Genomic DNA, 24,833 nt, shown 5'->3' with positions numbered 1-24,833 from the left:
TCGATTCGCCATCCACATCCTTTCCCGTCGCGGGCATACTGCGCGCTGTTGTTTCACGCCCTAAGGATTTCCCATGCATCTGGACCCTGCCACCGGCTGGTGCCACGGCGCGCAGCATTGCCCTTCACCCAATTTCAATGCCCGGCCTGATAACGAAATTTCGTTGCTGGTGATTCACAACATCAGCCTGCCGCCCGCGCAGTTCAAGACCGGCAAGGTCCAGGCGTTTTTTCAGAATCGGCTGGACGTCACAGAACACCCTTACTTTGAAGGCATCGCCGAACTGCGGGTGTCTGCGCATTTCCTGATTGAGCGCGATGGAGCGATCACTCAATTCGTGTCGTGCCTCGACCGTGCCTGGCACGCAGGTGTCTCGATCTTCGACGGTCGCGAGACGTGCAATGACTTTTCCGTTGGCATCGAGCTTGAAGGCACGGATGATCAACCTTTCACCGGCGCGCAGTATGAGGCGCTGATCGAGTTGACCCGCCAGTTGCAGGCGGCGTGGCCAGCGATCACGGGGCAACGCATATGCGGTCACAGCGACATTGCGCCGGGGCGCAAGACCGATCCGGGTCCGTGTTTTGACTGGGAGCGGTTTCGTGCCGCCCTGGACGTTTGAAGTGAGGAGCAGCTAATGAGTTTTCTGGTTTTGCTGCTGGCGGTCTGGATCGAGAAGTTTTCGGCCCTGCGCCAGCGCATTCAGCGCGACGGGCCATGGCTCAATCAATTGAGCCGGCTGGAATCCAACCCACGCTCAGCCAAGCGACCGTTGTGGATTTTGATGGTGACGGTTGTGCTGCCTTTGGTGGTCCTTGCCCTGGCATTGGTGATTGTCGGCTCGGTGGCCTACGGCTGGCTCGCGCTGCCGATCCACTTGCTGGTGCTGATTTACAGCCTCGGCCGTGGCGACGTCAAAGCCGCGCTCGGCTCGTTTCGAGATGCCTGCCGTCGAGGCGATCAGGAAGCGGCGGTGCTGGTTGCCGAACGCGACCTGGGGGTCCGGGCCGAGAATGAAGAACAGCTACTGGGCGGCGCTCAGACATATTTGCTGTGGCAGATTTATCAGGGCTTTTTCGCGGTGATTTTCTGGTATTTCGTGCTCGGCCCGGTTGCGGCGTTGGCCTACCGCTTGCTGGCGCTGGCCTCGGAACACGGCAAAACCCCGGCGCTGGTCGAGCGTGCGACACAGGCAAGGCATGCCTTTGACTGGGTGCCTGTGCGCTTGCTGTCGGCCAGCTTCGCATTGGTGGGCAACTTCGTCGCGGTCAGCCGCGTGATGCTCAGCGAACTGCTCAACTGGAACATCAGCGCCTCACGCCTGATCAGCAAAGTCGGCTGCGTTGCTGGCGAGGTTCCTGCGCCCGTGGTGGGCGTCGAGGGCGTCAACAGCCTCGACGTGCTGTGGGAACTGCTCATCCGCTCGGCCATCGTCTGGTACGTCGGGTTTGCGCTGATCACGTTATTCGTTTGAAACGTTGGGAGCCGGCAAGCCGGCTCCCACCTGTTCAGCCCTCGCTTCGCTTGGTCCAAAAAAACCTGTCCGAATTGACCAGCGTTGCCGCTTCGCTACCTAACCACTGATTGATATAGATCAATACCCCTCCGGTCCTTGACGCTATCCTCTTTTGCCTTCGGCAAGACGCCGCCATCCCTCTGAACTGACAGTTCTTCTTAACGTTATTCACCCTTCAAACAACATAATTAGTCCAAGTAAAGATGGCTTGTCGCCAGCAACTAGCGGCTGGCCGGTTCTTGATTAACAAAACGCTGTTTTCTTGATTAACAAGAATCCTTTGCTATAGCTAAATCCTCTCACCTTTTGCAAACAGGGCAACGGAATGTCAGTCGCTAAGAAAATGAGCGTCGGTCAGCTCACGATGTTGACTGCGGTCAACATGCTCGGGTCCGGCATTGTGCTATTGCCCACCAAACTCGCCGAGGTGGGCGGCATTTCCATCCTGTCCTGGCTGATTACGGCCACCGGTTCGCTGGCTTTGGCCTACGCTTTTGCGCGGTGCGGCATGCTCAGTCGCAAGACCGGCGGCATGGGTGGATACGCGGAATACACCTTCGGCAAATCAGGCAACTACATCACCAACTACACCTACGGTTTGTCGTTGTTGATTGCCAACGTGGCCATCAGTATCACCGCAGTTGGATATATACAGATGCTGTTCGATATCAAGTTGGGTTCGCTTCAAGTCGGCCTGGCCACCATCGCGCTGTTATGGATCACCACGTTCGCCAACTTCGGCGGCGCACGTATTACCGGCAAGATTGGCGCGGTGACCGTATGGGGCGTTATTGCTCCCGTGGTGCTGGTTTCGACGATCGGCTGGTTCTGGTTCGACAGCAGCACGTATTCGGCCGGATGGAATCCCCACGACAAAACCTGGTACCAGGCAGCGGGCGCTTCGGTAGCGATTACCCTGTGGGCTTTTCTCGGCCTGGAGTCGGCGTGCGCCAACGGCGATGCGGTGGAGAACCCCGAAAAGAATGTGCCCATCGCAGTGCTCGGCGGGACACTCGGCGCAGCAGTGATTTACATCGTCTCCACCAACGTCATTGCCGGCATCGTCGACAACGCGGCACTGGTTTCCTCAACGGCGCCGTTCGGGCTGGTGTTCGCCAAGATGTTCAACCCCATGATCGGCGACATCATCATGGGGCTCATGGTCCTCGCCTGCGTCGGCTCGCTGTTGGGCTGGCAGTTCACGGTGGCGCAGGTGTTCAAAAGCTCCGCAGACACCGGTTACTTTCTGCCGATCTTCGCCAAAGCCAACAAGCACGGGGTGCCCATCATCAGCATGCTGATCCTGCTGGCGATCCAGACCGCCCTGGCGCTGCTGACCATCAGCCCTGACCTGGCCAAACAGTTCGACACGCTGGTCAATCTTGCGGTGGTCACCAATCTGGTGCCGTACATCCTGTCGATGGCCACGCTGATGACCCTGCAAAAGGTCTCCAACGTGCCGCCGCAAAAAGCCCTCATCACCAACATCGTCGCCGGGATCGCCACCGCGTACAGCTATCTGGCGCTGTACAGCTCCGGCGCCGAGGCGTTGATGCTTGGCGGTGTGGCGACCATCGTCGGTTACACCCTGTTCGGCTTCGTCAACACGCGCCTGATCAAGCTTGAAGCGCTGAACAACAGCGTGCCGACCCAGACCGTTTCCGCGCAGCACATCGTCGGCGAGCCGATCCCCGTCAACAACCTGAACCTGGCCACCCTGGAGACTCGACCATGAGCGACAACAGACACCTGCTCGGCATGCTGGCGCTGCTGGTCAGCAGCCAGCCCGACAAACGCAGCGTGTTCGGCCGGGCCCTGATCCAGCTGATCAGCGATGTGGAAGACCGCGCCATCAGCGTGCTGACCTCCGAAAGCCTCAGCGACGCGAAGTCGATACTCAGCACCGATCCGGCGATCCAGTGTGTGTTGCTCAGTTGGGAAATGGACAGCAGCGACGACCACAAGCAATGCATCGATCTGCTCACCACGCTGCGTGAGCGCAACACGCGGGTGCCGGTGTTTCTGATCAGCGATCGCAGCACGGCATCGAGTGTGCCGTTGATCGTCATGCAGCACGCCGATGACTTCATCTGGCTGCCGGAGGACACCAGCCGCTTTCTCAGCGGACGCATCATGGCGGCCATCGAACGCTACCGTCAGGCGGTGTTGCCACCGATGTTCGGTGCGCTGCTGAAGTTTGCCCGCAGCTACGAATACTCCTGGCACACCCCGGGCCACGCCGGCGGTACGGCCTTTCTGAAAAGCACGGCAGGCCGAGCCTTCTACGAGTTTTTTGGCGAGAACCTCCTGCGCTCCGACCTGTCGATTTCCGTCGGCGAACTCGGCTCGTTGCTCGATCACAGCGGCCCGATCGGCCAGGGCGAGCGCTATGCGGCGAAGGTGTTTGGCGCCCATCGCACGTACTACGTGACCAATGGTTCGTCGATGTCCAACCGGGTGATCCTGATGGCCAGCGTCACTCGTGACCAGATCGCCCTGTGCGACCGCAACTGTCATAAGTCCGCCGAACACGCGATGACGCTGTCCGGCGCCATCCCCACCTACCTGGTGCCCACGCGCAACCGCTTCGGCATCATCGGCCCGATCCTGCCGCAGACCTTGAGCGCCAAGAGCGTCAAAGCCGCCATCGCCAGCAACCCGCTGGTCAAAAGCCACATCGACCCGACGCCGGTGCATGCCATCGTCACCAACTCCACCTACGACGGCCTGACCTACAACGTCACCCGCGTCGAAGAGCTGCTGGGGCAGAGCGTTGACCGGCTCCATTTCGACGAAGCCTGGTACGGCTATGCCAGGTTCAATCCGCTGTACAAGGACCGCTTTGCCATGCACGGCAGCCCGGATGATCACGATCCGTCCAAACCCACCGTGTTCGCCACGCAGTCGACTCACAAGCTGCTCGCGGCGCTGTCCCAGGCCTCGATGATTCATGTCCGTAACGGCCGCAACCCGATTCCCCACGGGCGGTTCAACGAGTCCTACATGATGCACGCGTCGACCTCGCCCAATTACGCGATCATGGCGTCCTGTGACGTCAGCTCGGCGATGATGGAGGCGCCTAGTGGGCAAATTCTGACCAACGAATCCATCGAAGAAGCGGTGGCGTTCCGTCAGGTCATTTCGCGCATGCAGACCGACATGCTGAGCCAGGACGACTGGTTCTTCTCTTGCTGGCAGCCGCCTACTGTGCAGGTCGGGGCCACGGCGATTGCGTTTCACGAAGTCGATCCAGTGCGGCTCAAGACTGACCCGAACTGCTGGGTCTTGCACCCCAACGAGGTGTGGCACGGCTTCGGCGACATCGAAGACGGCTACTGCATGCTGGACCCGATCAAGGTGTCCATCCTCAGCCCGGGGATGGGTGACGACGGCAACCTGCTGGACTTCGGCATTCCGGCCTGCTTGCTCAGTGCCTACCTGGGGCACCAAGGCATCATCGTTGAGAAGACCACCGACTTCACCATCCTTTTCCTGTTCTCCATCGGGATCACCAAGGGCAAGTGGGGCACGCTGGTCAACGCGTTGCTCGACTTCAAGCGCGACTACGACACCAACCTAGAACTGGAGCTTTGCCTGCCCGAATTGCTGACCGCGAACCAGCAGCGCTATGCCGGCATGGGCTTGAAAGATCTGGCAGAAGACATTTTCGCCGCGATGAAAGAGACCAAGACCACAGCAGCCATGTCGAAGGCGTTCGGCACGTTGCCCAAGGCCGAATTCAGCCCGGTGGAGGCTTACGAGAAGTTAGTCAAAAACGAGGTAGAGCAGGTCACCCTGGAAGAGGCCGCCGGACGAATTGCCGCGACAGGCATCGTGCCTTATCCGCCGGGCATCCCGCTGCTGATGCCCGGGGAAAACGCGGGCCCTGCAGATGGGCCGTTGCTGGCCTATCTTCGGGCGCTGGAAAGCTTCGATCGGTCATTCCCCGGCTTCACCCACGACACCCACGGGATTGAAAGCGAAGCGGGGGTGTATCGGATGCTGGTCTTGAAATAGCTGCAGCGCTGAAAGGGGTGAGCCGTCTGGCGCCCCTGTGGCTCAGTTGCTCTGAGCCTTCTGCAGCGCTTGCTGCGTCAGCGCCACACATTCACGCCCACCGTCATCGTTGTGCCGCGCCAGGGCCGCTTCGGCGCGGTGCACGGTCGTGTCGATATCGCTTTTGACCGCATCGCTGAGATGGGGGTTGGCGACTTTCGCGTCACGAACCTTGCTCAGGTTCATCTGGCACTGATTGTTGTCGTCGTTGGCATTTGCCGCGAAGGGCAGGTCACATGCAGTCAGGAGCAAGCCGGCAAGCAGGGCGTGTTTCATGTGGGTTTCCGCAGAATTGGGGGTGTGGCTCGTTATCGGTACGAGCCTTGTGCATCAGACCTCAGATTCCGGATTTCTGCCAGTGGGTGCCCGACGCTGGCTATCAGTTGACCAGCGTGATGATGCCCACCACCTTCTTGTCACCATCCAGCACCGGCAGGTATTTGCTGTCATTTTTGGCGAGCATTTTCACCGCGTCAGCCATCGAATGATCCAGCGAGAGGCTTTGCGTACTGCGCGAGAGAATCCGGGCGGCGTCGATATCGGAACGGTTGCGTCGCAGCGCATGCGCTTCGGTCTTGTGCAGAATCTCCTCAAGGTCCTCGCGAGAAACATCGACGAACTCGCCCATTTCCTCTAGCGCCTTGTCGAGATCTTCAGCGTTGAAGCCGTCGCTGTTGAGTGGCGCCTGTTCAGGCGCCGGCAGCTCACTGGCCTGCGCCTTGGGGTAACGCACCCTGGTCAGGTTGTTGTAGATCAGCGCGCCAGCCAGCAGACACACTGCGTTGAGCATCACCGGGCCAAGCACTTGAAGGCCCATGGGCGACAGCTCGTTCTTCGAGGTGACGATGCAGATCGCGACCGCAGCAGCGGGCGGGTGCAAACAGCGGAGCACGCACATGAGCAGGATGGAGGAGCAGACCGCCAGGCTCGCGGCATTAACGGTGTTGCCGAGCAGCCTGATGGACAACAGCGCCACCAGCGCGGCGATCAGGTAACTGCCGAGGATCGCCCACGGTTGAGCGAGCGCGCCGGTCGACACCGCGAACAGCAGCACCGCCGAGGCGCCCACCGGCCCCAGCAGGTGCAGCGTGATGTCGATGCCGTACAACTCGCGGCAGAACACCGCGCTGACGAAGATGCCCAGGCACGCGCCGATGGCGGCACGCGACCATTCGGCAGGGTGGGTGTTTAGCGAATGGGGGATAAAACTACGCAGGAGGTTTTTCACGATCAGCACATTTCAAGAGAGAGGATAAAAGCGTTGAAGCCCACCACCTCATTGCTGAAGTGGTTTTCCGCCGAGGGCATCATGAAGGCGCCGAAGGATTGTCCTCAACGAGACCGTGGCTGTTCTTGCGGGCGATGACATGTTGTGAGTAATAGTTCTTTCCAAATGTTGGAAAATTAACGTGCAACGTGACGTCTCGGGTCATGTCGATTGCTCCGCATGTAACAGAACGTTGAAAGCGTGAAAGGTGCTGATAAGTGTCAGCTACTTGGCCTTAGTTGGCCGGTGCCACAACACGACTGTCCTCATCGTCCGCGGTCATCAAGACCGATCCCAGATCGAAGAGTTTGAGGGCGACGACGTAGCTGGTGAGCGCTGCGAGCGTCAAGCAAGTAAGGAGATGAACGATCATTTTTCCTGCCCTCGGTTCGTGTTTGGGTGTGAGGGCGATGGTACGCCCATCAGTTTTGAGCGGAAGGCATTAGGGGGAATGTTGGTTATCGATGGGAATGATGGATCGTTCGCCGTGGCGCGGCGAGCGCAGTTCATGTGGGAGTGAGCTCGCTCACGAATACGGCGTTTCAGACGCTGGCTGTCTGGCGGATACACAACTGTTTGCGAGGAAGCTTGAGCGACATCACGGTCGCTCTCGCCTTCCATACTGTGTTCGGCTTTTTGTCTTTATGCCCGAATCGTTTCGCCATAGCGATGGGTCGCCAGGCACGCCAGCAACAAACCACTGATCGCGACCATCCCGCCTACCAGGCCGATGTTGGCCACGCCGAGCTGGCTGATCACCACGCTGCCCAACAGCGCGCCGCCGCCGATGCCGATGTTGTAGATGCCCGAATGCAGCGCCATGGCCACGTCCGTGGCGTCCGGCGCCATCGCCAGGACCTTGGACTGCATTACCAGACCAAAGCACATGATCGCCATGCCCCAGACCACGCTCAGCGTACCCATCGACGATGAGTTGCCGGACAGCGGCAGCAGCAGAATCAGACACGCCGCCAGGGCGCCGATCGCAGTGATCAGCAGGCCGCGCGGGTAACGGTCGTTGTAGCGGCTGAAGATCACCGACCCGACGATCCCGGCGCCGCCGAACAGCAAGAGGATAACGGTGGTCATGTCGCCATTCATCTTCGCCACGATCTGTGCGAACGGTTCGATGTAGCTGTAGGCCGTGAACTGCGCCGTGACCACCAGCGCCGTCAGCAGGTAGAGCGACATCAGCGCCGGGCGCTTGAACAGCATCGGCAGGCTGCGCAACGAGCCCGAATTCTGGCTCGGCAGCAGCGGCAGCGACTTCATCAACACCAACACCGTAAGGCCCGAGGCAATGGCAATCGCCAGGAAGGTTGCGCGCCAGCCCAGCGCTTCGCCCAGCACGCGCCCCAGCGGAATGCCGAGCACCATCGCCAGCGCAGTGCCGGTTGCCAACAGGCCGAGGGCTTGAACCTGCTTGCCCTCCGGTGCCACTCGCACCGCCAGCGATGCGGTCACCGACCAGAACACGGCGTGGGCCACTGCGATACCGACGCGACTGACCAGCAGCATGCCGAAGCTCGATGACAGGCTCGACATCACATGGGCGGCGATGAACGTCAGAAACACAAACAACAGCAACTTGCGCCGCTCGATGTTGCGGGTCATCAGCATCATCGGCAGCGACGTGAGGGACACGATCCACGCATAAACCGTCAGCATCAGACCGACTTGGGCGGTGGTCATGTCGAAGCTATGACCGATGGCGCTCAACAAACCCACCGGTACGAATTCCGTGGTGTTGAAGATGAACGCTGCCAGGGCCAGCGCGATCACGCTCAGCCAACTTCCGGTGTGTGCATTAGTGGTATTCATCAATACGAATGCCCTCCTGAAGAATTCGGTTTGCCGTTTCCCCGGTAAAAACGCCGACAAGCAGAAAGACCGCTCGAGGCGTGTGCCTGGGCGGTGCATGCGGTCAGCTGAATATTATGAGTATGGGGAGATGCGACGAGATGTTGCGGATTCTACGCCGTTGTCATCGTCGTCACAACCGCGGCCGGGCGCGGTCGCCGGGTCACAAGCCGGTGCTGATCGAAGGCTTCAGGCGTGTGCCTAAGCGGCGTTTTCCCGCAACGCACCTGTGGATAAGGCTCGCGCCGTTTGACATGTCGGGGTTTGTATCCTTCGCTTGTACTGTCAGGGCGACAATTGGACGCACTTGCTTGAGTGCGCTCTTTATAGGGATGTAAGCACGCGGGTCATTCCGCAGGACGTTGTGATGAAACAGCCCGATCGGGCATTTTTCCGCCAGTTTCTCCGTGTGTCTTGTGTATCAATGCTGTTGCCAGTCACGCCGATCGAAGCGGCTTGCACGTTGGTGTCAGGGACAGGAAATGACAACTACGTATGCGACAGCAGCACCAGTCCGGGCCTGATCGATCTGGCCGGCGATAACGTGCTGACGTTTCCAGCTGGCGGCACGGGCGTGGTGACGGGCAACATCCTGTTTGGCAACGGCGCCGACCGGATTGTCATGAGCTCCGGCCGGGTGCAGGGCGCCATCAACCAGGGCGCGGGCACAAACGTGTTGGTGATGGAGGCCGGGACCATCACCGGCAGCCTCATGCAGGGTCCCGGTATCGACAACTTTTTCATGAGCGGCGGCACCCTCCAGTCACTGGCGCAGGGTGATAGCCGCGACGTGTTCTCCATGAGCGGCGGGACCATCGTCGGGGCGTTTGAAGACGGTGATGTCGCGACCCTCAGCGGCGGCACCATTGGCCGCGTCGACATGAAGCTCGACAACAATCTCTTCGACATGTCGGGCGGCCGGATCATCGCCAACCTCGTCACCGGTTTCGGCCGCGACACTATTGTCGTTTCGGGCGGCAGCATTGGCGGCAACATCAGCGTCAGTGGCGGCAACGACAGCATCAGCGTGAGCGGCGGGACGGTATCCGGCGAAATCCGCGCCAGCTTCGGCGACGACACGTTCGCGTGGAACGGGGGCGGAGTGATCCAGTCCTCCGTGCTGATGGGCGACGGCAATGACCGCGCTTCAATCAGCAACCTCAATGAAAGCACGCTGATTTCGAACCCTTTGCTAGACGGCGGACTGGGTAATGACCAACTGACGTTTTTCCAGACCCTCAGCGCCGGGGCCGGGCGCTACCTGGGGTGGGAAGCGATTGATCTCACCGGGCAGTCGCGTTTCACGCTCGACACCGACCTCTTTCTTGGCGACAGCGTGAGCAACACCGGCACGTTCAACATCGACAGCTCCAGTACGTTGGAGGTGACCCAAGGCGCCATTCGCCCGTACGCCGCAGGGCAGCTCGCCTCGTTGAACAACGCCGGGACTGTCGACATGACCGCCAACAGCGTCGTGGCCGCCGACACACTTACCGTGTTCGGCAACTACCTGGGCAACAACGGCCGGTTGCTGCTGCAGACGGTTCTAGGCGACGACCGCTCGGCCAGTGACCGACTGGTGGTGTCCCAAGGTGCAATCAGCGGCAACACCCAGCTGGGCATCAGCAACCTCAACGGGCTGGGCGGACTGACACAGGATAACGGCATCGAAGTGGTGCAGGCCGTCAATGGAGCGACCAGCACCAACGACGCCTTTGTGCTCGGCAACCGCGTCGTGGCCGGCGCCTACCGCTATCAGTTGTTCAAGGGCGGCGTGACGGCCGGGACCGAGAACAGCTGGTTCCTGCGCTCTTCGGTGGCTGCGGTCCGAAGCCCATTGAGCGTACCGCCGCCCACCGCACCGCCTGTGGTGGATCCGACACCCCAGCCCGTCACGCCGTCGCCTGTCATTCCGACGCCTATACCAACGCCAACGCCAACACCAACACCAACACCAACACCAACACCAACACCAACGCCAACACCTGTTCCCGTTCCCGTTCCCGAGCCAGTGCCAGTGCCTCCGGTCCCTGTCGATCCGGACGAACCGGCCGTTGAGCCACCGACCCTTGCTCCCGTCCCACCGCCTGCTGCTCCGGTTACACCCTCTGTTGCGCCTGCCGTTGTCTCGCCAGTCCCGGCCCCGTTAACTGCACCATTGCCAACGGCGTCGCCCGGCGCCGAGCCCATTCCGTTATATCGCCTGGAAGTGCCGATCTATTCGGTGTTCGTGCCGGCTGCGCAGATCATGGCGCGTGAAGCGCTGGGCACTTTTCATGACCGTCAGGGCGATCAGAACCTGCTCAGCGGTGCGCCCGGCGGATGGGCGCGACTGTATGGCAACGACATACGCAGGGACTGGGCCGGCGATGCCTCGCCGCATTTCGATGGGTCGACCAAGGGCTACCAAGTGGGCCACGACCTGTATGTCGCACCGACTGATTCCGGCCGGGTGCAACGCGCTGGCGTCTTCGTCGGCCAGAGCCGGTTACAAGGCAGCGTCGAGGGATTCGCCGAAGGCTTCAAGGGCACAAAAGCCGGCCGCATGAAAATCAACGGCGATCACTTCGGCGCCTATTGGAGCCTGGTCGACCCGGGCGGCTGGTACCTGGAAGCCGTCGCCATGGGCACACGTCTTGGCGGCAGCAGTCGGTCCGATCAAGGCATCAGGCTCGACACCGACGGCCATGCCATCAGCCTGTCTCTGGAAACGGGCTACCCGATGGCCGTCTCCGAACGCTGGGTCGTTGAACCCCAAGTGCAGGTTATCCATCAACGGATCGACCTCGACCGCCAGAACGACGGCATCTCCGACGTCTCGTTTGATTCACAGGACTACTGGACGAGTCGAGTCGGCGCGCGCTTGAAGGGCCGTTACCTGATCGACAATCTGCCCGTCGAACCCTACCTGCGCGCGAACGTCTGGCAGGTGCTGGATGGCAAGGACACCGTGACCTACAACGGCGTCGACCGGATCAAAACCCAACACAGGTCTTCATCCACCGACATTGGCGCTGGCTTGATCGTTGGCGTGGCGAAGGGAGTAAGCGTGTACTTCGCGGTGGACTACGCCGCCCAGCTGGACAGCAATGAACTGGCGGGAGTCAGCGGCAGTGTCGGCATTCGTGCGAGTTGGTGAGCCGTGTGATGGGCAGGCGATTTCGAAACCGCCCGTCTAATCCGCGGCACTTGGCGCGCTAGTGGGCTTCTCATGGTTATGGTGCGGATAACTCGCACGTAAACGAGGAGATCGAATTCATGGCTAATGACACTTCGCTTACAGGGACCAGCGCGCAGACGGATCCGGATAAGGATCTTGGGTTCAATGAGGAATCGCCCGATGTTTCCGACCCGCAGGTAGACCCGACTGGGCCCGCGCGTACCGAGAACGATCCGGTGACTGAAGAGCCAACCACTAGGCGTGGGAATGATGAGCTGTTGCCGGGGAAGGGCGGGGTCTGATCGACTCGCGCTGAACCCAAAAGCCCTGCTGATTCGAGCGGGGCTTTTTTATGGCAAAAAAGGAATAAAGGACTGACAGGATGGGGGAGCATCTCCGATTGTGCAGCTGAACTGTTTCGGAGCAGCGTGAGATGAAAAGGTCAGGTACTTGCTGTTGACGGGGCTCGGCTTAATGCTTGCCATTAATCATTCGAAATGGGGCAGCAGGGTAGGGATTGTGCGCGGCCTGCATCTCCGGCAGCATGCCGGCGCTTACTAATCACCTTCAGGGATGAGAAACATGAAACGTGTGTTCACAGTGTTTGTTATAGCGGGATTGCTTGCGACCGGCGTATCACATGCCGATGTCGGCCGAGAGGAAGAGCTGGCTAGGGCGGTGGACCAATTCGCGGCGAAGCTGGAGGCAGAATGGAAGCGGTGTTTGAGCAACCCGAATACGCGAACGACAAACGATAGCGAACGGTGCGCACTTGTAATGATGCAAGCGGCTAATGACGCGGTGAAACAGAAGTACCAGGAGAAGCTTGTCATTACTCAGCAGGACGCCGAGCAGGAAATGCTATCAAAAGGCGTTCCGGCCCTGCTTCCGCAGGCGCAGGAGGCATGGGAGCAGTACGTCAATGCGGATTGCCGAGTCGTCGGTGCGTTGATAACCGGGACAGCAAGCACTACCTATCAGCTTGTTTGCGAGTACAAACATCAGATCCAACGACTACACGCCCTTGACGAATGGTGAGTTCGGCAACCGTCCCCTTGAGATCGTTGTTGCTCAGGCTGAAGCCCGATGAAATGAGGCGAAGCCTACCGGGCTGAGGGTGTCGTCAAGCTTGGCTTCTACAGACAAAACCGGCCATAAAAGCACAAAAAAAGCACTTGCGATAAACGCTAAGTGCTTGATTTGTATTGCGTGTTTGGTGGAGCCGGGGGGATTTGAACCCCCGTCATATGCCGATTCCACGTGGCTTTCAATCAGAAGGCTGGCATAAAGCTGTCATTAGCGAATATCTGCCTTTTTTTCCTGCGCCTCTCGTCGAGTGTGCAGGTCACCGATGAACAAATAGTTCGCGTGAATTACGCTGAATATGGCAGAGCATTGCACCAATGTAAGAAAGATCACCATTCCTAAACCAGCGGCTCTGGCTATTTCCCGATATTCAATGTAGGCAGGAATTGCGCTAGCTAGCAGCTTGCACAGATATATAAGTGTGATGCATAGCGCCACTGATCCTGATTCCATGACGCTCCCTACGATGCTCTCGAGCCTTCTGGTATCTTGCATTGTCGCTGTGAAATCAGCGATTTTTATTTTGTCCGGATCCTGTAGCCTCTTTATAGCAATAGGGTAGACAAATGCTATCCATATTCCCATGATTGTGAATACCATTCCCGAAATTGATAACAGTACGCTGCAGTAATCCTTGAAGTCTGAATAGCTGAACTTCAAATGTTGAGTGAAAGCCGCGGCTCCGACCACAGATGCCACTATCGCCATTAGAATCAATTTAACCATTAGCTGTAACCTGTTTAGGTAACATGTCTTTTCTGATTGGGGCTAAGTACCGATCTCGATTTTTTTTAACGCTAGCATAAATTTCATGTGCTTTGAAAACTGGTTGATTATCGTCGTCCAGCGCAATGTGGTCGGTTAACCGGTATTTGCTTGCCCAGATTATTGAGTTTGGCTTGTCTAGCACAAAGCCGACATCTTCCCATGATTTTGTGTCGTGATTCGCGGCGTAAGTCTCAATAATGTGCTCAAGCTCCTCTACTGTAGGCTTTGCCTCAACTCTTAGTTCGACTTGACGAATTGAGTTGTCCTCAGCGGATATATATGGAACCTCAAAATTCCTAAAAAGTTTTGCGAATCCTTTTCTTTTATTAACATCCTTGATGGAGACAGTTTCGCGTCTGACGATTTGTGTGACCTTTCTTGCGAGTTCTTGCATTTCCGCCGATGAGGTCGAGAGAGATTTCATCGACACATCAAATTGGAAATAATATTTATATTTGTCGTCTTCGTCGTTTAGTTCGAAGCGGGTGAAACCTTTCTCAGTCGTCGTTACAACATACTCCGGTAACGGGACTCTGAAATTCATGCACCCACTTACCCAGTCTTGAAACATCGCTGAGTCAGTTCTCGAATTGTCAAACTTCAAAGAAGCGACAATGTTCAATTCAGGCACCACCCAGTAGTAGCACGGGCGCCCCCAGATCATTTGTTTACTACCTTTCGCCTTTGTCTGTTCGACCAATTGTTCGATCGAGCCGTCTGGATTTACTGTGATGCCATATAGCGGACCATGACGGTCGGAATCACCCTTCCAGAGGACAAGAAAGAAATCCCCGGTCTCCGCATCGCTATGGATAGCATGGCAATAGCAGTGGGTTTTATTTTTATACTTAGATGCGTCCCATGGGTTTGTCGCTTCAAAATTCCGATCATCCTTCCACGCCTTTAGTCTGGCAAAAGTATCGGCTAGATTTAACCCCTTAGGATCATCACTGAAATGGCGATACAACCCGCATTTGTTCACAGAAAAAAAGTTGAGATAGCCACTTTGGAGCATTGCGAAGTCCCTTTCGTCCCAGGCTTAACTCAGAATCGCACCTGGATGTGGTTGAGGTTATTTTCCTCAATCTATCACTGGCTAGGGCGTATCGCCAGCTTCCACTACACGGTCCACTTTTGCATTGGTTGGCTGGGAAAATGCATTTTCTGCTTTGACGCCAGCATCGTTACCACTCGTCGGCATCCATCTCCCATAGACCCGCGCGATCATCGTCCAATCGCTGTGCCCCATTTGCTGCGCAACCCACATTGGGTGCTCTCCGGCTGACAGCATCATTGACGCGTAGGTGTGGCGTGTCTGATACGGGCGCCGATATCGAACGCCAGCTTTCTTCACCGCATGTGCCCACATGGTTTTCCGAATTGGCCCGTCGCCTGCCCACCGCTCCAGCGTGCGCGGATTTTGAAATACCTCCTCCCCAGCCAGGAAAGTGTGTTCTTTCTGCGCTTTTAAAGCCGTCATCGCAGGGCCGAGCAACTTCACCGCACGTCGACCCGCAGCTGTCTTTGGTATCTCCGCCGCTCCCTTTGAAGCCTGAGTCATCGCCTTGGTGATCATCACCTCCCCACGGATGAAATCGACGTCTCTCCAGTCCAAAGCCACCAGCTCACTCGTGCGCAGCCCCGTCCACAATGCAAATTGCACAAGGTTTGCGGTCTGGCCTTCAAGCGCGCCTATGATCGCGTGCTGCTCCTCCGGACTGAATGGATCGACGTCATCCTCATCTGTCGGAGCGGACTTACGCTTGTACGTCCAGCCCGCCATCGGATTGTTCTCAATCAATTCCTCGTCGACTGCCTCGGTAAGTGCCGAGCGGAGGCAGCTCTGGATATTGCTCAGCGTCTTGTTGCTGGTTTCCAAGGTGTCGAGCCAGTCCTTGATCATCTTCCGTTTCAGATCGACCATCATATGCGTGCCCAGCGCGGGCACCAGGCGGTGCTCGACGAGCTTGCGATAGCCATCGAAAGTGCTGCTGGACAGATGTTTTTTCTTAGATCCGAGCCATCGAGTGAGGAAGCCGGCAACCTTTTCCCGTGAGGCCTCCGGCGCAAACTTCGCCGCCCTGGCCGAGCCCGGAAAGGTGACCGCGTAATCGAACGTGCCGATAGAGATGGCGTGTTCAATCGCGGCCTTGTGCTGCTCGGCCTTCTTCAGATTAGTGGAGGTGGGCTTGAGCGTGATGCGCTCGCGGCACCGGACGCCCCGATACATGAACGTGATTTCGATACTCGAATCGGAGACTGCCCGAACTCCCCGCCCATCTCTACCCATGACTCATATCCCTCTGTGTCGATCAGCGTCCGGCCGTCCGGAGCCTTGTACCAAATCTCGCCAAGCCGCCAAATTCCATCACGGATCTTCGAGCGGATAGCGTCCTCGCTGTAGCCAGACTCGCTGGCAAATTTTCTAATAGTCATGTAGCGCATTGAGTGACTCCTGACGCGTCAGGTTTGCTATCCGTCTAAAGCTGACGTGCGCGCCAATCCGCGCCAACTGAGTTGATTGGCGGGACGGTGCGGCGTGCTTTATCGTTTGGCATCAGACCGCAGGAGGCCCTATGCGCCAAAGAGGCTTGAAGTTTCATCAGTGGACCGAGCGAAGGCTCAGTGCTTTCAGATATAGCGAGATTTTGCCAGGCGGCACGCAGCTCGACATTCGGATTCATGTCTCTGAGCCAGTAACGCTCATCTTCGTCGGCATTTATACGAGCGATGGCTCGATGGTGAGTGAGGAAACTTACGCCACCCTGCACGTCGCACATGATGAAGCACTCAGGTGGGCGATTGTCCAGGCGCACTGGATGGCTGGCGCATGAGCTATTCATCATGCTTTCCATACGAATCATTCACCGTGCGTAGCTTCAAGTGGATGCCGCAGGAGTTGGCCAAGCTCGTGAGCTGGCCCACCGTGGTGGCTGGTTCTTTCAACGCCTGGCCGAAGCGGATTAGACGATCGCCCAAGCTTTCGAACTCAGCACGCGGGTGAAGCTGGCTGCCTTGGGACATGATCATTGGTCAGCCTCTACACCAGCGCGATATCCCGACAGGAAAACCACGTAGGCGTCCTGGGCGTATTTGTTCGCGAAGCCTGAGCCTTCCTGCTCCAGATCCTCAGGAGCAAAGCCTGCTGGGTTTTCCTTCACAAAGAGGGAGCGTGGATCGACTTCGGCGGCCACCATCTTGATGCGCTCGTGAATGCAACCAGCCGCCCCGAGCTCACGCTGAATACGCTGGTAAACCTCCTCGCGGTGTACCTCGATGCTGGCCGGAGCCTGAATGCCTACGCGCGCCTGCTGGCCTTGGATACCAAGGATGGTGACGGCGATCTCGCTATCGATGCGGAGGGCTTCGCCAATACGGCGGGTGAGAATTAGCATTGTCCTTTCTCCTGGCCGAGTGATTCCCGACCGCGTTCTATGGCTTCGCAAAAAATTGGGTTTTGGTTAGTGGTTCAGATCAGCCTGAGCACCGGACTGCGTCCCCGCTGGAGGCGCACGCCGCTGCGAAGGCAGTCATGCGATGAAAACGCCGTCTTGCGACTCGTCTCGTTGTTTTTCAGGAGTAGGGTTGCTGGCGGCAGCGAAGCTGATCAGGCCGCGACGGAAAGCTTCGGCGATCAGTGCTGCTCTGTTGCTGACGCGCAGCTTGAAGAAGATGCGCTCAACGGCTTTTTCGACCGTGCTTGGTGCGCACCCAAGGCCACGCGCCGCCTGCTTCGATGTCTTGCCTGCCGCGATTTCCAGCAAGCACTCCAGCTCGCGCAAGGCTGCGCCGCGGCCAAGGAAACCGGTGATGCCGTGAGCGGTGATGGAGGTCGAAGTAGTCATGCTTAATGCTCCTTGCTGAGGTGTTGTGTGTTGGGGCGTTGAAATAATCACGTATCGTGATTTTCAAGTCAATCACATTTCGTGTTTTTTTCTTTGGTTTAAAGGATAAGAAACTCGCCGCCGGACGAAAAACCCAAAAGGCAGGCACAAAAAAACCGCCCGTAGGCGGCTTGAGGACATTTTTGACACTACAGAAAAATCGATTTAGGCATTTTCCCGTCTACGACGGTGCCTACGATTTCCCAGGTATTGTCAACCGCCTTCATTGGGAAAAGCGGGTTTAGAGGCTTTAGGTAGAGGTCGCCTGCGTCACTGACAAGCTGCTTAAAAGTGGCCTCGTTAGAGTCGATCATTCGTGCCACGACGTACTGACCGTGGCGCGGCTCGATATCCGGGGCGACTAGAATCAGCGAACCTTCCGGGAACGAGTTTGCGCCAGCGGGATTCGTCATAGAGGCCCCAACCACTCGCAACCAAAAACCATTTTCTCCAGCCCATACGTCAGACGAATGTCTGGGCGCCGCAGCGACATTCGACAAATCCACCGCTTCCATGGCCGAACCTGCCTGGACCCAACTGATCTCAGGGTACAAAAAAGACCTAGTCGGCTGCAGCGCAACCTCGACGTTCGAGTCGAATTCTGTACGAATATCCCTACCGTGTACCGCTGTCAAAGACGTGTAATCACTGTCAAAGCCTAAAAGTACAGCGGGGCTAATCTTTAGAACCCCAGCCATGGCCATCACATCGTCAACGGACGGCTCCCGCGTGTCTCTCTCGTAATTTCCAATGCGTGATTGCGACGCCCAACCGCAGGCTTCAGCGAGTTGCGCCTGAGACATCTTTCTAAGCCTTCGATAGAAGGCAATGCGTGAACCTATCGTCTTTTTCATAGAAGAATATTAATCACGATTTGCGCACCTGTTCTTTCACTATTTGTGTTTGACTTAAACACGATACGTGTTCATCCTTTGTGAAGGACCAACAGGAAATTTGCAATGAATCGAATTCGACCAATTCGTGAAGGTGCCGGTATCAGCCAAGCAATGCTGTACAGAGCGCTTGGATGGAAGCAATCGCGGCTGGCGAACTACGAAGCAGGAAAAAGAACTCCTGGACTATCTGAAGCCCGGGAGATTGTCAGCGCTCTCAATTCGTTGTCGACCTGCTGCTCATTGGAGGACGTATTTCCTGATGAAACAGTCAAGCCTGGGTCTGACGCGAGGGGCTCGCCGACCTTGGAGCAAAAGATAACCGTACAGCGCCGCCACCAACAGGTAGGCGTTTCCCCTGTTCACCCATCCAGTACAACGCAGGCAACTCCATGAACGCCTGTGAAACCCTTATTTTGAGGTCCGGTTAGTTTTTCGAACGGACACAAAAAAGCCCGACCTTAGTCGAGCGTCTTAGTCAGTTCCCGCGCCAACGGGTTCTGCGGATTCACTTTGCCCTGAGAAAGTCAAAATGAGATCAGAAAGTAGCAAAACCCCTGATGTAACGCAACAGCCTCTCACAGTAGAAGCTGATTTCGGCGATACACCAATCGACAATCGGGGCCTGAAAGTCTTTAGCGTCACCGCCGGGGTCAACGTAGAGGACGCGCTGCAAACAGCCAAGACTCTTTCTTCCGGTCTCGGCCAGATCTGCGACCACATGCATGACTCGCTCAACATGGGCGAAATGGCTTATTGCGACGGCATGAAAACCTTGGCGTTCGTCGCCGAAGCAGTTTCAGCCCTTGTTTGGTCGGTTCAGCGCGGCATGACTCCAAAAGCGGGCGGGGTTGCGCAATGAACAGTCCCATTCCAAACCTCAAACGGCTTGCAGAAGAAGCCGAGTTCCAGATGCTCGCGGCGAAGAACCTACTGGATTGGTTTTCGGCTCTCGCCCGGGCTATTTCGCGGGACGTTGAGCACAACTCAGGCCGCGATGTAGCGGAGTTGGCGCAGCTCGCAACCTATTTGGGAGACACAGGTGTCCCCGGCACCGAGTCTGCCATCGAGATGTTCGGGAAGATCGCGCGAAGTGAATCCGCGCCACAAAACCCCGACATGCCAAATCGTGGCGCCGGAGGTGCGGCGTGAATCTGATCACCACCACCGCACTAACCATGTCGTCACTGGAGATTGCGGATCTGGTTGGCTCCCGTCACGACAGTGTGAAGCGCACCATCGAACGGCTTGTGGAAAAGCGCGTGATCGTCCAACCACCATTGGTGGACGGACAGACCACTGACTCAATCGGGCGCCCGCGCACTGAGTCCGTATATCAGGTGATAAAGCGCGACAGCTTCGTAGTGGTAGCGCAGCTGTGTCCTGAGTTCACCGCCGCGCTAGTCGATCGCTGGCAAGAGCTGGAAGGTAAGGCCGGTCGCCCAATGACTCAAGCCGAGATCACGGCGGCAAACGCCAACCAACTGGTTGAGGTTGAGCGTCAACAGCGTGAACAGCAAGTCGCGCTGAAGCGTATCGAGCGGAGGGTCGAGGTTATCGCCGAGCAACGCGCGTGGGATCACTGCCCGCAGAACTGCGTGCCGCTGGGGCGCATCAAGCAAAGCATGAACAAACGTTTCGGTTTGTCGGGGCTCACGGTGACGTTCGTGCTCCAGCAGTGGCCGCACATGCCCAAGCAAGCAGGGATGGTCCGTAACGGACACGAGGAGGCGAAAGGCAGCCAATACGTGGTGTGGCACAAGACCGACGTGCTGGCCGCGTTCAACCGGTTTGTTTCCGAATCCCAGATGGTCACCGCCACCCAGGCTACCAACCCATATTTTGAGGGCCGGTTTCGACTGGTCCAGCAGGTGTCCCAGTGAGTAAAGAAATCGATCTTCCAGCTCTGGCTGAGACTGTGCACATCAACGACGAGATGATGAGCCTGCTCACCAACGAGCAGTTGGCTTACCGGATCTGGAATCTTCTCGACAGCACCGTCGAGATAGTTGGCAACCCTGACGAAGAAGGCTCGCGGGATCACTGGGATTCAAACCAGCAGGAAGCGTACTGCAGCGCTTTAGAAGGCCAGATCTGCGCCAGGGTGCTGGCTCGGCGGATTATTGGTGTGGAGCCCCGCAGCATCCAGGAAGAGCAGACGCGCCGGCTTCAAATCGCGCTAGGTATCACCTGCGGCACGACCAAGGCTACCGATATTCAACAGCCAGCAGCTCGGGCTCTGCCTGAGCCAACTGAGCGCCGTGTGCTCCTGGACGTCGATTACTTCGATGCGTTTGACGACTTAACGCTCGCCTGTATGGCATTCAACGGTACCGACGTCGCCCAGGCTGCTGTTCTCGGGGCGGATCACGAGATGAACCCACAGGATTTCCGCGACTGCATTATCCCCATGAAGAACTCGCTGACGGCTCTGCGTCTGCTCGTACGGCGCATGTCAGGTGGCAGCATCGAAAGCAGGAGGGAAATTGTCACTCGCTCCTACCGGCCTGCCGGGGAGACCCTGCAATGAGCTTCCAAGCCATGGCGTGGGCGGTCGAGCAGAAGTTGCCTACTCGGGAGAAGTTCGTGCTTCTGATGTTGGCCAACAGAACCAACCACGACACCGGCCGCTGTGACCCCTCGCATCGGCGTCTGGCAGATGACTGCGGTATGAGCGCCTCGACTGTGAAGCGTGCTATCCAGCAGCTGGAGGAGGACGGTTATCTGGTCATCGAAAACCGAGCATTCAATGCGGTGAAGCTGCCGAATCAGTACCGGCTTTGCCTTGAAAGGGGGGTAGGGTCACACAGAACCTACCCGGTTCAGGATGAACCCACCGTGGGTTCACACAGACCCGAGGGGTTAGGTCACAGTGACCTGGGGGTAGGGTCACACAGACCTATAAAACAGGAATATAACCAGGAAGATAAAACAGGAAGTAAAACTGAAAAGCCTTGCGGCGACCTTTCGGCCCCCCCGACGAAGGCCGCCGTCTCGAACAAATCGGCGAAAAGACCGAAGGCGGAGCTGGCCGATGCTGAGCGGCAAGAAGCTTGCCGCATGATCTGGTCCTCCTACTCGACGGCTTACTTTGCGCGGTACCGGACTGAGCCGGTGCGCAATGCCAAGATCAACACGCAGGTGAACGATCTGCTCAAGCGGCTGGGCAGCGTTGAGGCGCCTCATGTCGCGGCGTACTACGTAACGATCAATGACAGCTACTTAATCCGGAGCTGTCATGACCTTGGATCGCTGCTGGCAAAGGCGGAAGCCTACCGAACGCAGTGGGCAACCAACACGCAGGTGAATGGGGTTACGGCTCGGCAGATGGAAAACACCCAGGCCAATCTCAACGCCGCCGAACAGGCCAAAGCGATGATTCTGGAAGGAGGGCAGGGTAATGCTTTCCTCCGCCGATAAAGTCGCTCTGGTCGAGGCTCTCTGCGTGACCGCAGAGGCGCTTGGCACCACTTTGAGCCCAAACACCGCCAAGACTATGGCCGACGATCTGGAGCAGTACTCGGTGTCTGCGCTGGTTGACGCGCTGCAGCTCTGCCGCCGCGAGCTGAATGGACGGTTGACGCTGGCAGCAATCATCCAGCGGCTACAGTCGGCGGATGGGCGCCCTGGCCGGGACGAAGCTTGGTCCATCGGGCTGGCATCAAGCGACGAGACCGACACTGTTGTGATGACCGAGGAAATTCGCCTGGCGATGTCGGCGGCACAGCCAATTCTGACAGTGGGCGACAAAGTCGGTGCTCGCATGGCGTTCATGTCTTCTTACGATCGTCTGATAGCCGAAGCACGGCAGAAAGGCGAGCCAGCGCGGTGGAGTATTTCCGCAGGCTTTGATCCACAGCGCCGCGTAGCCGCAATTCAACAGGCGGTACTGATGAAGCGCCTTGAGCCGATGGCTGCAAATCTTGCGCTCGAAGGTCTTGGACAACCAGCCATCAGCGAAGACGGGCGTGCGATAGCCGGGCTGCTCACAGGAAAGGCTGCGTCGCCATCGCCCAAAGTGAGGGACCGCTTGCGGCAAATCCGCGATGAGATGAGGGAGCGGTCCGCGGAGCGCGAGGCTGACCGGCTTCGCACTCTGAGAGCCGAGCGTGACAGCCACCTCGAGCGCGTTAACCAGCATATCGACAAGGCCGACCGGTTGCGGCAGGAGCGTGGTGATGAATAATCAGAGCCGGACCGTTCATGTGTCCATCACCGACACCGAGATCCGCAAGCAGGCAGCCACCAGTGCTCGTCAGCTACGCGATCCTCGCTATCCGCAGCTGCGCTTCCGATATTCGACCGTCGATCGCAGCAAGGGCTCCTGGCACGTCGTGGTTGGCGGTAAGTGGGGCAAGGCTGGCAGTTATCCCGGTATCAACGCCAAGCTGATGCAGGCCACGCTGCCGGACATCCTCGCGCGCCGTGCGGTTGACTCGACCGCGGCGTCGACCACCACCAGCTGGCGCACCGTCGGCGACGTGCTGACTTGGTACACCGACCGGATGACGCGGGACCGTGGCTTGTCGGCCAAGCGCAAGGCCAGTGCCCAGTCGGCGCTGCGCTGTCACCTGGTGCCGCGCCTTCAAGAGTTGGAGCTGGCCGGGCTCAGTCGGTCCTCGCTCGACCGCCTGCTGATGTGGCCCATGCAGGAGAAATACGCGCTGTCGTTCGTGCGCTCGGTTTACGGCGTGCTGGCGGCAGCGTTTAGGCAAGCCGCGCGGTTGAAGCTGCTCGACGTCAACCCGATGGCCGATCTGAAGTTCACCGACTTCGTCCGAACCCGGATCAGGCCCAAGGCCGCGCGGTTGCGTGGTGATGACCTTCCTCCGCTCCTACAGACATTCGCTGAGCAGTTCGACGCTGTGCCGGTGCAGGCCATGCTGCCGCTGATGATGCTTTGTCACGGCACGCGGCTCGGGGAAACCCGGCTGGCCCGCTGGAAGAACCTCAACTTCGTGACCCGGCAGTGGTTCATCCCGGCGGGCGACACGAAGACCAAGGCCGAGCACACCCTGCCGCTGACAGAGCAGGCCTGCGCGCTCCTACAGCGATACCGTGCCCAACAGCACTCGACCGGCTACAGCGGGCCTTTCCTGTTTCCCGGCAGCAACGGGTCGGCACTGAGTGCCAGCAAGGCGTGCACGGTGTTCACCAGCGTGAGCAAGGGTGAATGGTCGAGCCACGACCTGCGCAAGGTCGCACGCACCGCTTGGGCCGATCTGGGCGTCGATTACATGGTCGGCGAAATGCTGCTCAACCACGCGATGAAGGATCTGGACGCGACCTACATCCACACCACCGCCGAAGGCATGAAACGCAAGGCGCTGGAGGCATGGCATCAGCACCTCGACAGCCAAGGCTTCGCCCCGCTTCACGGTGGGACATATGCGGGACAGCCAGCGATATGCACACGCGTGCATCCCTTTGAATCCGGGGCTTTCAGCCCAAATCAGCATCCATCCCAAGGGAGGAGCCATATTGAAAAAGGCGCCGCCCAAGCCCAACCAGGAGACGGCCATGAGTGAAGTAACTGCAGCATTACCACGCAAGATCCTGACCTCTGGCGAGCGGGATTTTCTGAAGCAAGGCAACCGCCTGCTGCTCGACAAGCCCCACGGCCGGATCGGGGCCGCTGCTCTGATGGACCTAGTCGCTGACTGGGGCAATCACCGCGGGAGCCTCGCCTTCCAAGACTACGCCCGCCGATGGATCACCGAAGGGCACGCAAAGAACAAGGTCGCTGATCAGCTACTGCGGGAGCTGTTCGGGCTGAATCAACCAAATCCGAGGAAAGCGGCATGAAGAAGCGTACGTACCTGGGCAAGCCGCTCGGCGATACCGAATACCTACTCGAGCAATGGGGATGGTGGCGGATGTCCGGGATGGGCGTTCCGCGCTATGTGTCACCGCTGTATGCGCTCATTCGTGACAACACGGTAGGGGAGGGTGGTACGGCGGAATTTGTCATCACCGACGACGTCGCTCTGGTTGTCGACAGCGCGGTGGCCAAGCTGACCAAGCGCGATCCACAGATGGGCGGCTTCGTCTGGATGTATTTCGGCATGAAGTACCCGGCGTTACGGATCGGGAGGGAAACAAAGATGGGGGAGGCCAAGGCCAGGGAGATCATCAAGGCCGGCGTAGCGTGGATAGACTGCGCCATCGAGCAGGTTCGAGAGGCGGCGTAGAAAGTTCTTTCCTCGCGGATAAACACCTGTTTTCATGGCACGGTGTTCAACGCATTCAGCGCGACACCCAACTCAAAAGCCCGGCCAATGCGCCGGGCTTTCTTATTCATGGTATTTGGTGTTTATTAGGCCCTCACATCGCAAAAGGAGCA

General features: G+C 58.1%; 26 protein-coding genes and 1 pseudogene. 18 read left to right on the top strand and 9 right to left on the bottom strand.

Annotated elements, in window-relative coordinates; all coding sequences use genetic code 11:
• The first annotated feature begins 73 nt into the window (after positions 1–73).
• The 4 genes from ampD (at position 74) to IFT99_RS14485 (ending at position 5,533) form a co-directional block, all read left to right on the top strand.
• Entirely contained in the window at positions 74–622 is a 549-nt protein-coding gene (gene ampD, locus IFT99_RS14500) for a 1,6-anhydro-N-acetylmuramyl-L-alanine amidase AmpD (protein ID WP_192133102.1), read from the top strand.
• 15 nt (positions 623–637) lie between these two features.
• A complete protein-coding gene (gene ampE / locus IFT99_RS14495) occupies positions 638–1,474 on the top strand; it encodes a regulatory signaling modulator protein AmpE (protein WP_192133100.1) in 837 nt (278 codons plus the stop codon).
• Between the two features lie 367 nt (positions 1,475–1,841).
• On the top strand, positions 1,842–3,251 hold the full coding sequence (potE, locus tag IFT99_RS14490; RefSeq protein ID WP_192133098.1) for a putrescine-ornithine antiporter: 1,410 nt from the start codon (positions 1,842–1,844) through the stop codon (positions 3,249–3,251).
• Positions 3,248–5,533 (top strand): Orn/Lys/Arg family decarboxylase, encoded by a 2,286-nt coding sequence (locus tag IFT99_RS14485; protein ID WP_192133096.1) that lies wholly within the window; start codon positions 3,248–3,250, stop codon positions 5,531–5,533. The genes potE and IFT99_RS14485 overlap by 4 nt, the downstream gene beginning before the upstream one ends.
• A gap of 42 nt (positions 5,534–5,575) precedes the next feature.
• Here the strand turns inward: IFT99_RS14485 and IFT99_RS14480 are convergent, their stop codons facing one another.
• From IFT99_RS14480 to IFT99_RS14470, 3 genes are all read right to left on the bottom strand, one after another.
• Positions 5,576–5,848, bottom strand: coding sequence for a hypothetical protein (locus tag IFT99_RS14480; protein ID WP_192133094.1), 273 nt, complete (start codon positions 5,846–5,848; stop codon positions 5,576–5,578).
• Between the two features lie 103 nt (positions 5,849–5,951).
• Positions 5,952–6,800 (bottom strand): HPP family protein, encoded by an 849-nt coding sequence (locus IFT99_RS14475; protein ID WP_192133092.1) that lies wholly within the window; start codon positions 6,798–6,800, stop codon positions 5,952–5,954.
• Between the two features lie 681 nt (positions 6,801–7,481).
• Complete coding sequence (locus tag IFT99_RS14470) at positions 7,482–8,660, bottom strand: sugar transporter (protein ID WP_192133090.1); 1,179 nt, start codon at positions 8,658–8,660, stop codon at positions 7,482–7,484.
• Positions 8,661–9,123: 463 nt separating this feature from the next.
• Between IFT99_RS14470 and IFT99_RS14465 the strand changes: the two genes are divergently transcribed.
• The 3 genes from IFT99_RS14465 (at position 9,124) to IFT99_RS14460 (ending at position 12,897) form a co-directional block, all read left to right on the top strand.
• Positions 9,124–11,838 carry an autotransporter family protein gene (locus tag IFT99_RS14465; protein ID WP_244656986.1) on the top strand — a complete coding sequence of 905 codons (2,715 nt, stop codon included), beginning with the start codon at positions 9,124–9,126 and terminating at the stop codon, positions 11,836–11,838.
• 119 nt (positions 11,839–11,957) lie between these two features.
• Positions 11,958–12,161, top strand: coding sequence for a DUF6021 family protein (locus IFT99_RS26475; protein WP_274605128.1), 204 nt, complete (start codon positions 11,958–11,960; stop codon positions 12,159–12,161).
• Between the two features lie 280 nt (positions 12,162–12,441).
• On the top strand, positions 12,442–12,897 hold the full coding sequence (locus tag IFT99_RS14460; protein WP_192133087.1) for a lysozyme inhibitor LprI family protein: 456 nt from the start codon (positions 12,442–12,444) through the stop codon (positions 12,895–12,897).
• A gap of 258 nt (positions 12,898–13,155) precedes the next feature.
• Here IFT99_RS14460 and IFT99_RS14455 read toward each other — a convergent pair whose 3' ends face one another.
• The 3 genes from IFT99_RS14455 to IFT99_RS14445 all read right to left on the bottom strand — a co-directional run bounded on the left by IFT99_RS14455 (position 13,156) and on the right by IFT99_RS14445 (position 16,003).
• Complete coding sequence (locus tag IFT99_RS14455) at positions 13,156–13,671, bottom strand: hypothetical protein (protein ID WP_192133085.1); 516 nt, start codon at positions 13,669–13,671, stop codon at positions 13,156–13,158.
• The gene (locus tag IFT99_RS14450; protein WP_192133083.1) at positions 13,664–14,728 is read right to left on the bottom strand and encodes a hypothetical protein; all 1,065 of its coding nucleotides are present in this window, start codon (positions 14,726–14,728) and stop codon (positions 13,664–13,666) included. Before IFT99_RS14450 ends, IFT99_RS14455 begins: the two co-directional genes overlap by 8 nt.
• 81 nt (positions 14,729–14,809) lie before the next feature.
• Positions 14,810–16,003, bottom strand: a complete 1,194-nt coding sequence (locus tag IFT99_RS14445) for an Arm DNA-binding domain-containing protein (RefSeq protein ID WP_192133081.1) — start codon at positions 16,001–16,003, stop codon at positions 14,810–14,812.
• A gap of 286 nt (positions 16,004–16,289) precedes the next feature.
• Between IFT99_RS14445 and IFT99_RS14440 the strand changes: the two genes are divergently transcribed.
• A complete protein-coding gene (locus tag IFT99_RS14440) occupies positions 16,290–16,547 on the top strand; it encodes a hypothetical protein (RefSeq protein WP_192133079.1) in 258 nt (85 codons plus the stop codon).
• Between the two features lie 390 nt (positions 16,548–16,937).
• Here IFT99_RS14440 and csrA read toward each other — a convergent pair.
• The 3 genes and pseudogenes from csrA to IFT99_RS14425 form a co-directional block, all read right to left on the bottom strand.
• Positions 16,938–17,108 (bottom strand): annotated as a pseudogene (gene csrA, locus IFT99_RS26315) (carbon storage regulator CsrA); the annotation flags it as partial.
• Between the two features lie 135 nt (positions 17,109–17,243).
• Positions 17,244–17,558, bottom strand: coding sequence for a response regulator transcription factor (locus tag IFT99_RS14430; RefSeq protein ID WP_192133075.1), 315 nt, complete (start codon positions 17,556–17,558; stop codon positions 17,244–17,246).
• A 188-nt stretch (positions 17,559–17,746) separates the two neighbouring features.
• The gene (locus IFT99_RS14425; protein ID WP_192133073.1) at positions 17,747–18,451 is read right to left on the bottom strand and encodes a LexA family protein; all 705 of its coding nucleotides are present in this window, start codon (positions 18,449–18,451) and stop codon (positions 17,747–17,749) included.
• A gap of 105 nt (positions 18,452–18,556) precedes the next feature.
• Between IFT99_RS14425 and IFT99_RS26800 the strand changes: the two genes are divergently transcribed.
• The 10 genes from IFT99_RS26800 to IFT99_RS14375 all read left to right on the top strand — a co-directional run bounded on the left by IFT99_RS26800 (position 18,557) and on the right by IFT99_RS14375 (position 24,681).
• Positions 18,557–18,886, top strand: a complete 330-nt coding sequence (locus IFT99_RS26800) for a helix-turn-helix domain-containing protein (protein WP_192133072.1) — start codon at positions 18,557–18,559, stop codon at positions 18,884–18,886.
• Between the two features lie 136 nt (positions 18,887–19,022).
• Positions 19,023–19,352 (top strand): hypothetical protein, encoded by a 330-nt coding sequence (locus IFT99_RS14415; protein WP_192133070.1) that lies wholly within the window; start codon positions 19,023–19,025, stop codon positions 19,350–19,352.
• Positions 19,349–19,642, top strand: a complete 294-nt coding sequence (locus tag IFT99_RS14410; RefSeq protein ID WP_192133068.1) for a hypothetical protein — start codon at positions 19,349–19,351, stop codon at positions 19,640–19,642. The genes IFT99_RS14415 and IFT99_RS14410 overlap by 4 nt, the downstream gene beginning before the upstream one ends.
• Positions 19,639–20,373 (top strand): Rha family transcriptional regulator, encoded by a 735-nt coding sequence (locus IFT99_RS14405; protein WP_192133066.1) that lies wholly within the window; start codon positions 19,639–19,641, stop codon positions 20,371–20,373. Before IFT99_RS14410 ends, IFT99_RS14405 begins: the two co-directional genes overlap by 4 nt.
• Complete coding sequence (locus IFT99_RS14400) at positions 20,370–21,020, top strand: hypothetical protein (RefSeq protein ID WP_192133064.1); 651 nt, start codon at positions 20,370–20,372, stop codon at positions 21,018–21,020. Before IFT99_RS14405 ends, IFT99_RS14400 begins: the two co-directional genes overlap by 4 nt.
• A complete protein-coding gene (locus IFT99_RS14395) occupies positions 21,017–21,910 on the top strand; it encodes a helix-turn-helix domain-containing protein (protein ID WP_192133062.1) in 894 nt (297 codons plus the stop codon). Before IFT99_RS14400 ends, IFT99_RS14395 begins: the two co-directional genes overlap by 4 nt.
• Positions 21,891–22,676 carry a hypothetical protein gene (locus tag IFT99_RS14390; protein ID WP_192133060.1) on the top strand — a complete coding sequence of 262 codons (786 nt, stop codon included), beginning with the start codon at positions 21,891–21,893 and terminating at the stop codon, positions 22,674–22,676. The genes IFT99_RS14395 and IFT99_RS14390 overlap by 20 nt, the downstream gene beginning before the upstream one ends.
• Entirely contained in the window at positions 22,669–24,018 is a 1,350-nt protein-coding gene (locus IFT99_RS14385; RefSeq protein WP_192133058.1) for a tyrosine-type recombinase/integrase, read from the top strand. The genes IFT99_RS14390 and IFT99_RS14385 overlap by 8 nt, the downstream gene beginning before the upstream one ends.
• Complete coding sequence (locus IFT99_RS14380; RefSeq protein ID WP_192133056.1) at positions 24,011–24,295, top strand: hypothetical protein; 285 nt, start codon at positions 24,011–24,013, stop codon at positions 24,293–24,295. Before IFT99_RS14385 ends, IFT99_RS14380 begins: the two co-directional genes overlap by 8 nt.
• Positions 24,292–24,681, top strand: a complete 390-nt coding sequence (locus IFT99_RS14375) for an antiterminator Q family protein (RefSeq protein WP_192133054.1) — start codon at positions 24,292–24,294, stop codon at positions 24,679–24,681. Before IFT99_RS14380 ends, IFT99_RS14375 begins: the two co-directional genes overlap by 4 nt.
• The last annotated feature ends 152 nt before the right edge of the window (positions 24,682–24,833 follow it).

The organism is Pseudomonas sp. CFBP 8772 (genome assembly GCF_014841665.1).
Classification (GTDB): domain Bacteria; phylum Pseudomonadota; class Gammaproteobacteria; order Pseudomonadales; family Pseudomonadaceae; genus Aquipseudomonas; species Aquipseudomonas graminis_B.
Note: the sequence above shows the minus strand (reverse complement) of the source record. Positions and strands in the feature narration are given on the sequence as shown.

Bases quoted from the DNA above. Each gene is read 5' to 3' on its own strand.
- ampD (WP_192133102.1), top strand. From the start codon at position 74: ATGCATCTGGACCCTGCCACCGGCTGGTGCCACGGCGCGCAGCATTGC.
- ampE (WP_192133100.1), top strand. From the start codon at position 638: ATGAGTTTTCTGGTTTTGCTGCTGGCGGTCTGGATCGAGAAGTTTTCG.
- potE (WP_192133098.1), top strand. From the start codon at position 1,842: ATGTCAGTCGCTAAGAAAATGAGCGTCGGTCAGCTCACGATGTTGACT.
- IFT99_RS14485 (WP_192133096.1), top strand. From the start codon at position 3,248: ATGAGCGACAACAGACACCTGCTCGGCATGCTGGCGCTGCTGGTCAGC.
- IFT99_RS14480 (WP_192133094.1), bottom strand. From the start codon at position 5,848: ATGAAACACGCCCTGCTTGCCGGCTTGCTCCTGACTGCATGTGACCTG.
- IFT99_RS14470 (WP_192133090.1), bottom strand. From the start codon at position 8,660: ATGAATACCACTAATGCACACACCGGAAGTTGGCTGAGCGTGATCGCG.
- IFT99_RS14465 (WP_244656986.1), top strand. From the start codon at position 9,124: ATGCTGTTGCCAGTCACGCCGATCGAAGCGGCTTGCACGTTGGTGTCA.
- IFT99_RS26475 (WP_274605128.1), top strand. From the start codon at position 11,958: ATGGCTAATGACACTTCGCTTACAGGGACCAGCGCGCAGACGGATCCG.
- IFT99_RS14460 (WP_192133087.1), top strand. From the start codon at position 12,442: ATGAAACGTGTGTTCACAGTGTTTGTTATAGCGGGATTGCTTGCGACC.
- IFT99_RS14455 (WP_192133085.1), bottom strand. From the start codon at position 13,671: ATGGTTAAATTGATTCTAATGGCGATAGTGGCATCTGTGGTCGGAGCC.
- IFT99_RS14450 (WP_192133083.1), bottom strand. From the start codon at position 14,728: ATGCTCCAAAGTGGCTATCTCAACTTTTTTTCTGTGAACAAATGCGGG.
- IFT99_RS14445 (WP_192133081.1), bottom strand. From the start codon at position 16,003: ATGGGTAGAGATGGGCGGGGAGTTCGGGCAGTCTCCGATTCGAGTATC.
- IFT99_RS14440 (WP_192133079.1), top strand. From the start codon at position 16,290: ATGCGCCAAAGAGGCTTGAAGTTTCATCAGTGGACCGAGCGAAGGCTC.
- IFT99_RS14430 (WP_192133075.1), bottom strand. From the start codon at position 17,558: ATGACTACTTCGACCTCCATCACCGCTCACGGCATCACCGGTTTCCTT.
- IFT99_RS14425 (WP_192133073.1), bottom strand. From the start codon at position 18,451: ATGAAAAAGACGATAGGTTCACGCATTGCCTTCTATCGAAGGCTTAGA.
- IFT99_RS26800 (WP_192133072.1), top strand. From the start codon at position 18,557: ATGAATCGAATTCGACCAATTCGTGAAGGTGCCGGTATCAGCCAAGCA.
- IFT99_RS14415 (WP_192133070.1), top strand. From the start codon at position 19,023: ATGAGATCAGAAAGTAGCAAAACCCCTGATGTAACGCAACAGCCTCTC.
- IFT99_RS14410 (WP_192133068.1), top strand. From the start codon at position 19,349: ATGAACAGTCCCATTCCAAACCTCAAACGGCTTGCAGAAGAAGCCGAG.
- IFT99_RS14395 (WP_192133062.1), top strand. From the start codon at position 21,017: ATGAGCTTCCAAGCCATGGCGTGGGCGGTCGAGCAGAAGTTGCCTACT.
- IFT99_RS14390 (WP_192133060.1), top strand. From the start codon at position 21,891: ATGCTTTCCTCCGCCGATAAAGTCGCTCTGGTCGAGGCTCTCTGCGTG.
- IFT99_RS14385 (WP_192133058.1), top strand. From the start codon at position 22,669: ATGAATAATCAGAGCCGGACCGTTCATGTGTCCATCACCGACACCGAG.
- IFT99_RS14380 (WP_192133056.1), top strand. From the start codon at position 24,011: ATGAGTGAAGTAACTGCAGCATTACCACGCAAGATCCTGACCTCTGGC.
- IFT99_RS14375 (WP_192133054.1), top strand. From the start codon at position 24,292: ATGAAGAAGCGTACGTACCTGGGCAAGCCGCTCGGCGATACCGAATAC.